Origin of the sequence: Streptomyces sp. NPDC050423, from assembly GCF_040655445.1 — a bacterium.
In the GTDB taxonomy this organism is placed as follows: domain Bacteria; phylum Actinomycetota; class Actinomycetes; order Streptomycetales; family Streptomycetaceae; genus Streptomyces.
Genome location: NZ_JBFAJY010000020.1, coordinates 70,025 through 83,615 on the forward strand (window position 1 = coordinate 70,025; position 13,591 = coordinate 83,615).

The 13,591-nt window shown below is 71.2% G+C and carries 12 protein-coding genes; 1 reads left to right on the forward strand and 11 read right to left on the reverse strand.

Features of this window, described 5'->3' with window-relative positions:
* Positions 1-138: 138 nt before the first annotated feature.
* The 3 genes from fxsB to AB0I52_RS17045 form a co-directional block, all read right to left on the reverse strand.
* A complete protein-coding gene (gene fxsB, locus AB0I52_RS17035) occupies positions 139-2,367 on the reverse strand; it encodes a radical SAM/SPASM protein FxsB, inactivated metallohydrolase extension form (RefSeq protein WP_363073273.1) in 2,229 nt (742 codons plus the stop codon).
* A gap of 30 nt (positions 2,368-2,397) precedes the next feature.
* Entirely contained in the window at positions 2,398-2,595 is a 198-nt protein-coding gene (gene fxsA, locus AB0I52_RS17040) for an FxSxx-COOH cyclophane-containing RiPP peptide (protein ID WP_363073275.1), read from the reverse strand.
* A 236-nt stretch (positions 2,596-2,831) separates the two neighbouring features.
* Positions 2,832-3,449, reverse strand: coding sequence for a hypothetical protein (locus AB0I52_RS17045; RefSeq protein WP_363073277.1), 618 nt, complete (start codon positions 3,447-3,449; stop codon positions 2,832-2,834).
* A gap of 403 nt (positions 3,450-3,852) precedes the next feature.
* On the opposite strand from AB0I52_RS17045, the gene AB0I52_RS17050 reads away from it, so the two are divergent.
* The gene (locus AB0I52_RS17050) at positions 3,853-4,782 is read left to right on the forward strand and encodes a DUF4231 domain-containing protein (protein ID WP_363073279.1); all 930 of its coding nucleotides are present in this window, start codon (positions 3,853-3,855) and stop codon (positions 4,780-4,782) included.
* A 55-nt stretch (positions 4,783-4,837) separates the two neighbouring features.
* Here AB0I52_RS17050 and AB0I52_RS17055 read toward each other — a convergent pair whose 3' ends face one another.
* The 8 genes from AB0I52_RS17055 to AB0I52_RS17090 form a co-directional block, all read right to left on the reverse strand.
* The gene (locus AB0I52_RS17055; RefSeq protein WP_363073281.1) at positions 4,838-5,317 is read right to left on the reverse strand and encodes a hypothetical protein; all 480 of its coding nucleotides are present in this window, start codon (positions 5,315-5,317) and stop codon (positions 4,838-4,840) included.
* A 229-nt stretch (positions 5,318-5,546) separates the two neighbouring features.
* A complete protein-coding gene (locus AB0I52_RS17060; RefSeq protein ID WP_363073283.1) occupies positions 5,547-6,446 on the reverse strand; it encodes a S1 family peptidase in 900 nt (299 codons plus the stop codon).
* A gap of 254 nt (positions 6,447-6,700) precedes the next feature.
* A complete protein-coding gene (locus tag AB0I52_RS17065) occupies positions 6,701-7,501 on the reverse strand; it encodes a DUF1684 domain-containing protein (RefSeq protein WP_363073285.1) in 801 nt (266 codons plus the stop codon).
* Between the two features lie 4 nt (positions 7,502-7,505).
* Entirely contained in the window at positions 7,506-8,807 is a 1,302-nt protein-coding gene (locus AB0I52_RS17070) for an NtaA/DmoA family FMN-dependent monooxygenase (protein WP_363073287.1), read from the reverse strand.
* Positions 8,804-9,892: an LLM class flavin-dependent oxidoreductase gene (locus AB0I52_RS17075; RefSeq protein ID WP_363073289.1), complete on the reverse strand. Its 1,089-nt coding sequence runs from the start codon at positions 9,890-9,892 to the stop codon at positions 8,804-8,806. Before AB0I52_RS17075 ends, AB0I52_RS17070 begins: the two co-directional genes overlap by 4 nt.
* Before the next feature lie 60 nt (positions 9,893-9,952).
* Positions 9,953-10,705 carry an amino acid ABC transporter ATP-binding protein gene (locus tag AB0I52_RS17080; protein WP_363073366.1) on the reverse strand — a complete coding sequence of 251 codons (753 nt, stop codon included), beginning with the start codon at positions 10,703-10,705 and terminating at the stop codon, positions 9,953-9,955.
* 109 nt (positions 10,706-10,814) lie between these two features.
* A complete protein-coding gene (locus AB0I52_RS17085; RefSeq protein WP_363073291.1) occupies positions 10,815-12,692 on the reverse strand; it encodes an FAD/NAD(P)-binding protein in 1,878 nt (625 codons plus the stop codon).
* A complete protein-coding gene (locus tag AB0I52_RS17090; protein WP_363073293.1) occupies positions 12,689-13,555 on the reverse strand; it encodes an amino acid ABC transporter permease in 867 nt (288 codons plus the stop codon). Before AB0I52_RS17090 ends, AB0I52_RS17085 begins: the two co-directional genes overlap by 4 nt.
* Positions 13,556-13,591 lie beyond the last annotated feature (36 nt).

Genomic DNA, 13,591 nt, shown 5'->3' on the forward strand with positions numbered 1-13,591 from the left:
ATGAAGGGGTGCGATCGAATTCATCATTCCGGAGCGGACCTTGCTCCACCCCCATGGCGTTCGGTCATTCAACGCCGCTTTTCAGTCATCCATACCCAGGATTCACCCCGTACGTTCGGAGCCGTAACAATCTTGAGGCTATTCCGCCCACTTGTCCCGCGTTTCCTTCACCTCCTCCTTGAGTGCGGCGATGAACTGCCTTCCCCCGACTGTGGGCTCGGCTGCGGAACCCATCATGCCGAGCGCCTCGTCAATACCGTCCATGAAACAGGGATCAAGGGCGGACAACGCCACCCGTTCATAGGTTTCGGCCAACAGCCGGGAAAACGGAACCGACTCTTCCTGCCATCGGGGGCGATAGGCCCAGGTCCCGTCCGACGCATAGAGATCGGTGACATCGAGCAATGCCCGCAAGGTGGTCCGCCGGAAACCGCCCAGAAGTTCGAGCGCCAGCTGCTTCGCGTCGTCCGTCCAGGTCAGGCCGATGGTCCCGTATCCGTGCGGCCGCTCGGCGTGTTGTCCGGCGGTGAGGGGGGTCAGCGTCGTCAGGCCGACGACGGCCGCCGCGGCGTGCTGGGGCGCCTCCCTCGCCAGGAGTTCCCAGGCCTCGGCGAGACCGGCTTCCCACTCATCGGCCGCGGCCCTCCCGAGCCGCGGCATCGCCGGAGCGCCGAAACAGTCCCGGTACGGGTCCAGGTCGTCGAGGGCGAAGCGGGGCGCACCGTCCTGACCGAGGCGGCGCACCGGGCTCCAGTCGGGGCTGTCCGCCCCGTCGAGGACGCGCCATTCGCCGCCTCCGTCGTCACGCCGGGCCACGAACCCGCCCCCGGACGGCCGCAGCCGGACGGTGCCGTGCTCACCCTCCCGGCCGACCCGGAGCTCGCCGAGCGTGGGGAGGTGGAGCCGCCCGTCCCGGTATTCGGCCCGCACGGTCAGGCCGAGGCCCGACCGCACCGCGGCGGCCGCGAGGTGGTCGGACAGGCGCAGCGCCTCGTCCACGGCGTCGGGCCGATCCGCACGCAGCCCTTCCAGCACCGCCAGCAGCCAGGTCCGCGTGTACGGGTGCGCGAGCACGTGGTCAAGCCCGGCGGCGCCCTCATCGGACGCCTCCAGGACGCCGGCCAGGTCCCAGGCCTCGCCCCACCGCGCGCCGCCGCGGCCGTCCAGGTCCGCGTGCAGGCCCGCGAGCAGGGTGCGGGTCAGGTCCAGCTGCGCGTCGACGAGTTCGGCACGGTCCGTCACCGCCGGGTGCACCGGGGCACGCGCCTCGATGCCGCGCACCAGCGCCTCCAGGTCGCGGCAGTACACGGACGGGTTGTCGAAGTCGTTGGCCGAGCGGTACCGGTGCGTGTACAGCCCTCCACCGCACGAACGCACGACGGGGCAACGGCGGCAGGTCTCACTGACGCCGGCCAGACCGAGCTGGCGCGCGCGTACCCCCGGATGGGCGGCGACATCGTCGAAGGAGTGGGAGAACACGTTGAATCCGGTGGCCGCCGCACCGTCGTAGGCGCTCTTGAGCGAGTCGACCTGTTCCAGCTGACCGTCCGTCTCGACCACCACGAGATCGGTGGGGGCGAGTCCGAGCGACTCGGTGAGGCTGGGGCCGCCGCTCAGGGTGGACAGCACGGAGGAGAAGAGGCGTACGGGCACCGGACTGCCCAGGTCCTGCCAGCGGTCGTGGACCTTGAGGAGCCAGTCGGCGTAGGCCGTTTCGGATCCGTCCGGCCGGGGCGGCGGCTCGTCCCAGGTGGCGTGCGGGAGGAGGAAGTCGATGAGCGGTGGTTCGAGCTCGATCAGGGCGTCCAGGACCGCGTGCGGGTCGTTCTCGATGTCGATGGTGCACAGCAGCCCGAGGTCGAGATGGCGGTAGCGCTCCTGCCGGAGCAGTTCGACGGCCTTGAGCACGAGGGGGTGGCTGGTGCGCCCGTTGGCGAAGCGGCGGTGCCGGTCGTTCGCCGTGCGGTCACCGTCGAGCGAGATGCCGACCTTGACGTCGAACTCGTCGAAGAGGTCGAGATATCGGGGGCTGAGCTGGACGCCGTTGGTGTGGATCCTGAGGTCCAGCTCAGCGATACCGTTCAAGGCCGCTGAGAGCTCCTCGCAGACACGGCGCAGGCGCGCTGGGCCGGCCAGGAGCGGCTCGCCTCCGTGCAGGATCACTGACATCGAATCGAGGGCATGCGTGGAAGCATGCTCGGCCAATCGTCGAGCTGCCCATGAAACAGCTTCGTCAGAGATTGTCTTGGGGCGGGTACGCCAGCTCTGGTCAGCATGTTCATAGATATAACAATGGTCGCACGCGAGATCGCAGCGGCTGTGAACCTTGAGAACGATCTCACGGAAGGGGACCAGGGGTCCTGTCATTCCCCCAGTCTAGCCACGTCGGCGCTCTTCTCAGAGTGCCGAACTGAAGGTCGAAGTCCGAGTCGAACGACCGGCTGAGGTACCGAATACCCGGCCGAGCTTCCTGGAGGCATCGGCGCTTCGGGCGTCGATCTCGGTGAGTGGCACACGACTCTTCTTCGCGATAGCGAAGGAGGGGGAGGTTGCGTAGATCTTCACGGCCGTCCTCGATGGATTGTTTCTGGACATTGGGTTGCTGTCGGCACCTGCATATTCACAGAGCCCAGCGGGATGACTTTACTCCCAACCCAGCCTCCCGCACACGTCGACGCTGCGCGAAACGTTCTCTTCACCCGGCCATACGATCCAGGAAATCCTGATGGCGATTGACCCGGCCGGGTGACAACGTAACGCGCAGGCCGAAGGCTTGCGACCGGCCCGCCCCACAGGACCGCGCCTCTCCCCTCCTCCGGCCCGAGCGGGGCTCAGTCGAGCGGGGCCTGGGCGATGGCCCGCGCACCCTTCATGCAGTCCCCTATGCGTTCGTGGCTGTCACCCACGACGTCGGTCACCCGCACCCGCACGAACAGCGACTCGACCTTCTCGACGAACCTCTTCGAGAAGGCACCCACGAGCACCGTCTCGTGGCTTCCGGTGCCGACCAGCGGGAATCCCGGCCCGAACTTGACGAGTTGGAAGTCCTCGGCGACCACGAGTCCGGCCGCGGTCAGCTCGGTCACGGCGTCGTCGATGTCGGCCCACCGCGCGCCGGCGGGATCGCCACCCTTCACGACCACCTGGCACTCCCAGGACTCGATCGCCGCGATGTGCTGCCCGCCGTTGACTATGCCCACGCGCCACGCCCGCACGTCGCCCCTGAGGTCCCCCTTCACCCACGCAGCCCGCCAGCCCAGGTAGGGCCGCACGGTGCGGGCGTACTGCGCCCTGGCCAGGACGGCACCTGCCGCGACGGCCAGCAGGCTTCCCAGCGCCTCCATGTCCAGCAGCTGCAGGCGCCACGGCCATTCCGTCCGTGCGGCACCTGTCATGTTGGCGCGAATTGCCTCCCAGACGAGGATGAGCAGCAGGAGTCCGAGCAGCACCAGAGGAATCGTGAACAGCAACGGACTCCGGCGGATTCTGCGTTGGACGTCGGACAGAGGCACACCGCCGCCCTGGCCTGCCTGACCTGCCTCGTTCACAGTCTCTCCCCCCGCCGAATGACGAGCGCCCGTGTGTTTCCGAGTCATCTCGCCTTGTGAGCACCGCAGTTGTCAGACCTTCCCACAGAGCGACGGATCACACGAGAGCGTCTCGGCGAGCGCGCCGACAGCACCTGCCCGCGCGGAGGCGCCATTGCGGTCTCCGGGGCGCGACCCTACTCTCGTGGCCCCGGCAGGCCTCCGCACGCACTCTCCCGAGCCCCGGGACCGTACCCGCGACCCGGCGACGACCAGGCCGGCCGTACGACCCGAAGGGCATACCCACAACTGCAGACGGGGTGACATGACGGCGATTCCCGGACCACTTCAGTCCATGGTCTTCCGGAGCGAGGACCTGCCCGCGCTCTTCCACCACACGGACGCCATCGCGGTCGCACGCCAACGGGAAGCGGTCAACACCACCCGCTGTCAGCTGGTCCTGCTCGTCCTGGGTACCGTGCCCGCCGCCCTGCCCTGGCAGGCCGAGGTCGGCGGGAGCGTTCAACTCCTCCATGTCGTAGCGGTGTTGGCGTATCTCGGTGTCCTGATCACGACCTTCCTGGCCTCCCGGCGCAAAGCAAAGTCGCATTGGCAACTCAACCGGTCCGCAGCGGAGTTCATCAAGTCCAACTGCTGGCGCTACGCGGTCCACGGCTCCCCCTTCGGCTCCGGCGCCGAACACCCGGAAGCCGTCTTCGCCAACCGGCTGGAGGAAGGGCTTCAGGAGTTACGGAAGGTGGGGTGGGACGACCCCCGCGAGGAGATGACGGAAGAGGGCGGCGGGCTCATCACGGCCTCCATGCGGGAGCTGCGGAACAAGGCGTTCACCGTGCGCAAGGAGACGTACATCCGGGATCGGCTGATCGAGCAGCGGCGCTGGTACCGCAAGCGGCAGCAGGTGTCCCGACGTGGTGCGTTCGTCTGGTCCAGCACCATTGCCGCGCTGACGCTGCCCGCGCTGGTCCTCGCCGTGCTGCAGACGTTCTCCGCCGCCGGGTCCTTCGCACTGACGGGGTCGTTCTCCGCCGCCGCGGCCGCCTGCCTCGCCTGGAACGAGATGCGCCGTCATCACCCGCTCGTGTCCGCGCACTCGCTGGTGGAGGAGGACCTGGAGAACATGCAGGCCGCGATGGAGACCATCCTGACCGAGCGGCAGTGGCCGGCCGCTGTGTTCGAGACCGAGCGGATCGTCTCCCCCGAGCACACGGACTGGCTGGTCAGGCACCGGATGTGAGTCCTGGCCGGCCCGGGGCACGCAGCCCGTCCGGTCCGGCACCCGCCACGCCGGGTCAGGCGCGCACGACCCCGTCCCGCCAGATCACCGTGACCGGGCGGCCGAGCCCGCGGGCGTAGGTCACGATGTCGCCCGTGCCGCCGAGACCACGGGCGGGCAGTCCGTCCCAGACGGCGAGCAGGCGGTCGCAGTGGTCGGCGATATAGGCGCCGGCCGCGTAGTACGCCTCGTCGGTGGAGTGCGCGTAGTCCAGCCGGACCTCCCGTGCGGCGCGGGCCCTCAGGCTGCGGTAGCGGGCCAGTTCGGCGCCGTCGGCGAAGCAGGCCTCGTAGTCGACGCTGGGGATGACCGCGGTCAGTTCGGCGCCGTGGGCGAGCGCGAGGCCGGCGAAGATCTGGTCCGCCCCCACGGCCAGGCTGGACAGCGCCTCCACCGAGCCGTCGAGCCCGCTGAGCGCCGCACACATCGCGGCCAGCACATGGGCGTGCACTTCCTGCGGGATGCTGCGGTGACCGGTAACTCCGATGCGATTCACGGACCTGGATCCCCCTGGGGTCTCTGCCGGGGGTTCCCGGAGGGCATCCCTCCGGGAGGCACAGCGTCCGCCCCCGTTGTTCCTGCGCGACCGTCCTGTGCCGCATCCTCTCAAAGGCCGCGGGGTCAGCGGGAGCCCCCGCCCGGAATTCGGGCGGGGGCTCGGCGTGTTCGACTTGCCCTTTCGAGTCGGGGGCCGGTCCCGGGGGACGGGACCGGCCGCCCGGGTGTCAGTAGAGACTGACGCCGTACGCGCTGAGCGCTTCGGGGACCGGCTGGAAGAACGTCGTACCACCGGAGGAGCAGTTGCCACTGCCGCCCGAGGTGAGGCCGATCGCCTTGGAGCCGGAGTAGAGCGGACCGCCGGAGTCGCCGGGCTCCGCGCACACGTTGGTCTGGATCATGCCGTAGACGACGTCGCCGCCGCCGTAGTTGACCGTGGCATTGAGCGCGGACACCTTGCCGCTGTGGATGCCGGTGGTGGAGCCCCGGCGGGTGACGGACATCCCGACCGTGGCGTTGGCCGCGCCGGTGATGTCGACGCTGCCCACGGTTCCCTCGTGGCTGACCGCGGCGTTGTCGTAGCGCACCAGACCGTAGTCATTGCCCGGGAAGCTGGAGCCGACCGTCGGGCCGATGTAGGTCGTGTTCGAGGAGTTGGTGTACCAGGGCGGGTTGCCGTCGGTGCAGTGGCCGGCGGTCAGGAAGTAGTACGTGCTGCCGCTGCGGACGTTGAATCCGAGTGAGCAGCGCCAGCCGGGTGCGTAGATGGCGTCACCGCCGGAGAGCAGCTTGCTGAACCTTCCGGCGGTGTGCTCGATGCGCAGCGCGCCCGCGTTGGCACCCGCGGAGTCCTTGATCTGCTGGATCTCCGCCGCCGAGACCGTGCTGTCGACCGTGACCGTGACCTTCTTGTTCACGGGGTCGACGGTCCAGGCGGTGCCGGCCACGTCGGCGCCGAGGACGGCGTCGCTGGCGGCGGAGAGCTGGTTCGCGCTGTACGTTCCGGTGGAGCTGGCCTGTGCGCTGGGGACGGCTAGCGCGGCGACCGCTACGAGACCTGCGGCAATGGCGACAGCCCTGCTGCGTCTCGCGGCACCGCTGAGGGGGGTGGTGCGCTTGATCCTCACTTGGCAATCCTCCCGAGGGGGGTTGGGGGTCCGCCCGTGGGGTGGCCGGACCCGTGAGGCGCAGTCAGCAGCACGGCAGGCTGTCCGGATTCCGGACCTGCCGTGCTCCTGACAAGCGCTGCTCGGGAGTATTCAAGGCGTCAACTTCTCGCGCAAGAGGGCCTCTTGGCCTGAGCTTTGCGTTGCACCCCTGCGTCCGGCCCCGGCGGACTACGCGCACCGGGGCCGGACACCGCCGGAACGGAGGCGGTGATTCAGCCGTCGACCCGGTTGCGCTCCCCCGCCTCGACGGCGACGGGGAGGGTGTTGCCGGGCGGCGGGAAGGGGCAGATGAAGTGGTCCGCGAAGGCGCAGGGCGGCAGCAGCGCACGGTTGAGGTCGACCGTCACCGAGCCGTCGGCGGCCGGGGCGGCGGGGCGCAGGAAGCGGAAGCGGTAGCTACTGTTCCCGCTGGTGGCGTCGGCGAAGACCGCCCAGAGCGAGCCGTCGTGCTCCACCGCGACCTGGAGCGTGTGCCCGGCCCCGTCCAGCTCGAAGGTGATCTCCCCGCCGAGCCCGAGTCCGCGCTCGACCCCGTCGGCGTTCTCGACCCGGACGGTGCGCGAGGTGTCGTACGGGCGGAAGGTGCCGGGCAGCGCCCACCGCGAGTCGTACGGCGTGGCCTCGATCGCGCGGAAGGCCCGCCGCGCCGCGGATTCCGGGTCGAAATCCCTTACCGCCCAGAGTCCTTCACGGCTCAGCACGTACAGCCGCCGCTCGCCGTGGGTGATCCGGGACCCGTCGATCGGACCGCGGTCGGCGCCGAGCCGGACCTGTCCGGTGAACGGCTTCCCGTCGACGGTCAGCCCGTCCTCGGGGCCGGCGGTGAGCTCCAGCTCGTCGCCGTCCTCCCGCCACAGCCCCGGAACGGCCGGAATTCGGCCTTCCGGGTAGTCGGAGAGCCAGTGCGTGCCGGTGAGGGAGAGAGGTCCGTACGGCGCCGAGACCGTGGCGGTGCGCTCCTCGTGCCAGTGGTCCCAGTCCCGCGCTGCCTGCTGCTGTGCATCCGTGCTCATGGGCTCAACCTTTCCATACGGGCTCCGCGAGCCCGAGGTGCGACCGGAGGGTGGAACCGGTGTACGCGGAGCGGAAGACCCCGCGCTCCTGGAGGAGCGGGACGACCTCGTCGACGAAGTCGTCGAGTCCGCCCGGGGTGAGATGCGGTACGAGGACGAAGCCGTCGGCGGCTCCGGTGGCGACGCATTCGGCCAGCTCCGCCGCGACGGTCCGCGCGCTGCCGACGAAAAGCTGCCGGCCGGTCGCCTCGATGACCGTCTGCCGGATGGAGAGCCCCTTCTGCCTGGACAGCGCGCGCCAGCGGGCCGCGACCGCGAGGGGGTCGCCGGTCCGGACCCGGCCCCGGACCAGCGCCGAATCGGGAACCGGGTCGCTCTCGGGCAGCGGCCCGTCCGGATCGTACGAGGAGAGGTCCCGGCCCCAGACCTGCTCCAGGGCCAGCATCGCGTTCTGCGGGGAGATCTGCTGAAGGCGGATCCCGGCCGCCTTCTCCCGCGCCTCGGCGTCACTGTCGCCGAGCACGAAACCGGCCCCGGGCATGATCTTCAGCTCGTCGGGCTCCCGGCCGTACTTCGCCAGCCGTGCCTTGACGTCCGCGTAGAAGGTGCGGCCCGCCTCCAGGGCGCCGTGGCGGGTGAAGACGATGTCGGCGGCGGACGCGGCGAACTCGCGGCCCTCCGGGGAGTCGCCGGCCTGGATGACGACGGGATGGCCCTGCGGGGGGCGCGGGACGGTGAACTCGCCCTCGACGCAGAAGTGCTCGCCGCGGTGGGCGAAGCGGCGCGGGGTGCCGTCGGGGGTCCAGGAGTCCCAGAGCTCGCGGGCGGTGGCGACGCATTCGGCGGCCCGGGTATATCTGTCGGCCCGGTCGAGGTAGCCGCCGCGGCGGAAGTTCTCACCGGTGAAGGCGTCGGACGAGGTGACGACGTTCCACGCGGCCCGGCCGGCGCTGAGGTGGTCGAGGGTGGCGAGCCTGCGGGCCAGCTCGAAGGGCTCGTTGAAGGTGGCGTTGACGGTCGCGGCGAGACCGAGCCGGTCGGTGACGGCGGCCAGTGCGCCCAGCACGGTGAGGGAGTCGGGGCGGCCGACCACGTCCAGGTCGTGGATCAGCCCGTTGTGCTCACGCAGACGCAGCCCCTCGGCGAGGAAGAAGAAGTCGAACAGGCCGCGTTCGGCCGTGCGCGCGAGATGTTCGAAGGAGGAGAAGTCGATCTGGCTGCGGGACCGGGGGTCCGCCCAGACGGTGGTGTTGTTCACCCCCGGGAAGTGGGCGGCGAGATGCAGCTGCTTCGGGGCGGTCGTCATGCCCGGTCTCCTTGGACGACTCGGAGGACACGGCCCGGCGCGTACCGGTTGGCCGGGCGGGCCAGACCCAGATGCTCACGGAGGGTTCCGCCGGGGTGGAAGGTGCGGAAGAGGCTGCGGTGCTGGAGCAGGGCCACCGTGCCGTTGACGATCCGTTCGAGATCGCGTCCGGGGGTGATCGGCGTGAGGTGGAAGCCGTCCACGGCGCCGGCGCGGTGCCACTGGGTGATCAGATCCGCGAGATCGACCGGGCCGCCCCGGTAGTACGTGCCCTGCGCGGCCAGCGGCGGTCCGCTCTCCAGTCCGGGCTCCGGGGCGGATTCGGCGTCGCCGAGGTCGACGGTGAGCGCGGCGAGCACCCGGAGGGTGTCGGGGTCGCGCCCGTGGACCGCGGCACGCCTGCGCACGTCGGCGCGGATCTCGGCGGTCCGCTCGGGTGTGGTGGCCTGTACGAGCACGACATCGGCATGGCGGGCGGCGGTCTCCCGGGCCGGGTCCGCCGTGCCGTCGACGACGGTGACCGGGCGGCCCTGCGGGGGGCGGGGCACGATGGCCGGACCGCGGACACTGAAGGCGGCCCCCTCGAAGTTGACGTAGTGCAGCTTGTCGCGGTCGATGAAGCGCCCGGTGGCGAGGTCCCGGATCTCGGCGTCGTCCTCCCAGCTGTCCCAGAGCCGCGCACCGACGTCCGCCACCTCGCCGGCCTCGCGCCACAGCTCGGCGGCGGGTGCGGCCGGGCGGCGGCCGAACAGCCGGGCCTCGGCCCTCGTCGTCGACACGTCGACCTGCCAGCCCGCCCGGCCCCGGCTCACCCAGTCCAGGGTGGCCACGGCCGACGACACGTGGAAGGGCTCGGTGTGTGTGGTGGTGACCGTCGGCACGAGCCCGATCCGGCGGGTGGCCGGCGCCACCCGGGACAGCACGGCGAGCGCGTCGGGTCCCGGACGGGCGAACGAGTCGCCGAGGGTGACGAAGTCGAGGGCGCCGCGCTCGGCGAGCCGGGCCAGGGCGGTGTAGTGGCCCGGGTCGTAGCGTGGCGGGCCACCGATCTCGGCAGCCAGGTGGAGGGGGCGGATCGGAGGCATGGCGGGCCCTTTCGGCACGGTTCGAAGGCGATAGCGGGCACAGGCCCCCGGGATTCCCGGTCACAGGACCTTGGAGAGGAAGGCGCGGGTGCGCTCGTGCCGGGGGCGGTCGAGTACGTCGGCGGGCGGGCCCTGTTCGACGATCCGTCCCTCGTCCATGAAGACGACGGTGTCGGCGGCCTCACGGGCGAACCCGATCTCATGAGTGACGACGATCATCGTGGTGCCCCGGCCCGCCAGGTCCTTGATGACATCGAGGACCTCCCCGACGAGTTCGGGGTCGAGCGCGGAGGTGGGTTCGTCGAAGAGCAGCAGCTTCGGTTCGAGGGCGAGCGCCCGCGCGATGGCGACGCGCTGCTGCTGGCCGCCGGAGAGCTGCCGGGGGTACGCCCGCGCCTTGTCGGCGAGGCCGACCCGGTCGAGGAGTTCGTGCGCGGCGGCGGTGGCATGCGCCCTGGGGCGGCCGAGCGCGGCGACCGGGGCCTCGGTGATGTTCTCCAGGACGGTGAGGTGGGGGAAGAGGTGGAAGTTCTGGAAGACGAAGCCGATCCGGGTGCGGCGGCGCAGGACCTCGCGCTCGGGGAGTTCGTGGAGCTTGTCGCCCTTCCTGCGGTAGCCGACGAAGTCACCGTCGACGGTGATCGAGCCGCGGTCCGGCTTCTCCAGGTGGTTGACGGTGCGCAGCAGGGTGGACTTCCCGGAGCCGGAGGGGCCGAGGATCACGGTCACTTCGCCGGGGCGCACGGACAGGTCGATCCCGCGCAGTACGTGGAGGGAGCCGAAGCTCTTGTGCACGCCGCGGATCCGCACCATGGCGTCGGCGGGATCCCGGACGCGGTCGGCGGCCGGTTCGCTCTCGGGTGGACGGCTGGTCGTTGTCATGGGGTCCTCGGGCGGTTCGGGGCGGAGGTGCGCGGACCGGTCAGCCATCGGCTCGGCCATGGGATCGGCCATCGGCTCGGCCATCGCTGTCGGTGAGGCCGCGCAGGAAGGTGAGGGCGGCGCGGGCGGTGGCGTCGTTCTGCCGGAAGGCCGGGCCGCCGGTGCGCGGCCGGGTGAAGGCGCCGCCGGCTCGGGCCGCGGTGTGCGGGCCGAGCGCGAAGCGGCGCGGGTGCGGGAGTCCTTCGCGGTCCAGGATCCGGCCGTCGCCGGGGTCGACCGCGAGCAGTCCGGTGGCGGTGGCGGCGGCCCCGTCCTCGTGCAGGGCCCGGAGCAGGGTGCTGCGGGTCCGTTCCGGCGAGGGGTCGGGCAGCCGGGCCTCGACTAGGGCGCGGGCCTCGACCCGTTCCCCGGGAACGGTGGCGCTGCCGGCCCGGAAGACGCCGTGGCGCTCGTCGGCCTCGACCGTCGTCCCGGCGCCGAGGAAGCGGACGACACCGGCCCGGGAGAGCGCGAGCAGTTGCCGCAGCCGGGGGCCCGGCGGGCCGGAGGCGAGGTAGCTGAAGAGGCCGTGCCACCAGCTCCCGATGTCGCCGAACCGGGTCAACTGGCCGTAGGCGGAGAGCAGTCCGAGGAAGACGGCGAGATCCTCGCTGTGCCCGGGGTCGTGCCGGCGGTCGAGGTCGGCGGCGATGTAGTGGCGCGTCGCCTCCTGGAGGGCGTCGTACGAGGAGTGGCGCACCCCGTCCAGCGGGTGGTCGAGCGCCCCGATGTCGAGCCGGTCGGCGGGGTCGGGGACGGCCGCGGCGATCAGGGCCCGCAGGTCGTCGCTGCCCGGCTCGGCTGCCGCGTACTTCTCCTCGAAGGCGGTCCGGTCCGCGGTGGTGCGCTCGGGGTGGGCGGTGAAGAGCCGGTGGTAGTGGGCGTACCCGAGCTCTTTGTCGACATGTGGCCATATATCGCGGCGGAAGTCGAGCGGCTCCGTCCGGCTGAGCAGCTCCTCGGTACGGTCGGGGCCGAGGAACCGCGGCAGCGCCGGCCGCTCGCCCTGCCAGCCGTATCCGATCTTGGAGTGGTACGGGACCCCGCGCCGCGATCCGACGTACAGGACGGGCTCCCGGCCCGAGGGCACGTAGGCCCCGTTCTCGTACCGCCCGCCGCGCCCCTCGGTGAGCAGCACCATCAGGTCGATGAAGGCGAGCCCGAGGCCCCGGACTATGACGGGTTCGCCCGCGCGCAGGGCGCTCAGATCGCTGTCGGCGGTGAAGTCGGGCGGCAGGTGGACGAGTCCGTGCCGGTCGGCGAAGGCGGACAGCTTCCGCTGCTCGGCGTCCGGTTCGGCGTCCAGGTGGCCGATGGTGAGCACCACAAGGTCGGCGACGAGCGGTTCGGCGCGGCCCTCCAGCCGGACGTGCTGACGGCCGTCGGGCGGACCGGTGACGCGCAGGGCACGGCCGCGGTGTTCGTGGACGGTGACCGAGGGCGGGAGGGCGGCCACGGACTGTTCGTACACCCAGCGCAGATAGGCGCCCTGCAGCCGCCGGCTCGGGAAGTCCTGCCCCCGCAACGCCTCGATCTCGGCGCGCAGCCCCGGCTCGGCCGCGTCGCCGGGCGGCTCGGTCCGGCCCTCGCGCACGTCCGCCGCCCAGGCGTCGAGAGCGGGCCCCGGCCGTACGGGTCCCTCCTGGCGGACGGTGTCGTCGGTGAACATGGTGACGTCCTCGGCCATGGAGTTCATCCACAGCAGCGGCGACTGGTCGTGGCGCCAGATCCGTCCTGCGCCGGGCGGGTACGGGTCGACGAGGTGCAGGTCGAGCGGCCGGTGCCCGTACAGACCGGCGGCGTTGGCGGCGATGCGCTCGACCAGGCCGGTGCCGCGCGGTCCGGCGCCGATGACGGCCAGCGACGGCCGGCGGCTCACCGGGCGTCCGCGGTGCCGCGGGCGTAGTGCCGTTCGACGTAGTGCTGGCCGACGCCGAGCAGCGAGGTCACCACGACGTACCAGAGGGTGGCGACCAGCAGCAGCGGGATGACCTGGTAGGTGCGGTGGTACACGAGCTGGACCGAGTACAGCAGGTCCTGCACGGCGATGATGCTGACGATCGAGGTGCCCTTGAGGGTGCCGATCAGCATGTTCCCGGCGGGCGGCACGATGGAGCGCATCGCCTGGGGCAGCACGATCCGGTACAGCCGCCGCCACGGGCCGAGGCCCAGGGACTGGGCGGCCTCCAGCTGTCCGCGTTCCACCGAGAGGATGCCGCCGCGTACGACCTCCGCCGCGTACGCGGCCTCGTGGAGCGTCAGTCCGATGACGGCGACCGTGACCGGGCCGAGGAGGTTCACCGTGCGGACGCCGAGTATCTCCGGGTAGAGAGCGCCGATGTTGAACCAGAACAGCAGCTGGACCAGGATCGGGGTGGACCTGAAGAGCCACACGTACCCCCAGCCGACGGCCTGGAGAACGCGGTTGGCGGAGAGCCTCAGGACGGCGAGCAGCGTCCCGAGCGCGAAGCCGAGCACCATGACGAGCGCGGTGAGCCAGAGGGTGAGCCAGAGGCCGCGCAGCACAGCGGTGGTCAGGAAGTAGTCGCCGACGACGTCCCACTGGAAGGCGTCGTTGCGGATGACGGAGTTCAGCGCGAGGGCCAGCAGGACCAGTACGGCGACGGCCGCGGCCCACTGGCCGGTCCGGCGTACGGGGACGATACGCAGCCGGTCGGCGTCGTCGTCCTTGAGGGGCGGGGCCGGGAATACCGGCGGGAGGGTATCTGTCCGGTCGGACATACGAGGGCTCCGTGGATGCGGCGATCGAACACGGGG

Coding starts and splice junctions, on each gene's coding strand:
- AB0I52_RS17075 (WP_363073289.1), bottom strand. CDS start 9,892: ATGCCTCCGATCCGCCCCCTCCACCTGGCTGCCGAGATCGGTGGCCCG.
- AB0I52_RS17080 (WP_363073366.1), bottom strand. CDS start 10,705: ATGGTGCGGATCCGCGGCGTGCACAAGAGCTTCGGCTCCCTCCACGTA.
- AB0I52_RS17070 (WP_363073287.1), bottom strand. CDS start 8,807: ATGACGACCGCCCCGAAGCAGCTGCATCTCGCCGCCCACTTCCCGGGG.
- AB0I52_RS17050 (WP_363073279.1), top strand. CDS start 3,853: ATGACGGCGATTCCCGGACCACTTCAGTCCATGGTCTTCCGGAGCGAG.
- AB0I52_RS17090 (WP_363073293.1), bottom strand. CDS start 13,555: ATGTCCGACCGGACAGATACCCTCCCGCCGGTATTCCCGGCCCCGCCC.
- AB0I52_RS17065 (WP_363073285.1), bottom strand. CDS start 7,501: ATGAGCACGGATGCACAGCAGCAGGCAGCGCGGGACTGGGACCACTGG.
- fxsB (WP_363073273.1), bottom strand. CDS start 2,367: ATGACAGGACCCCTGGTCCCCTTCCGTGAGATCGTTCTCAAGGTTCAC.
- fxsA (WP_363073275.1), bottom strand. CDS start 2,595: ATGTCCAGAAACAATCCATCGAGGACGGCCGTGAAGATCTACGCAACC.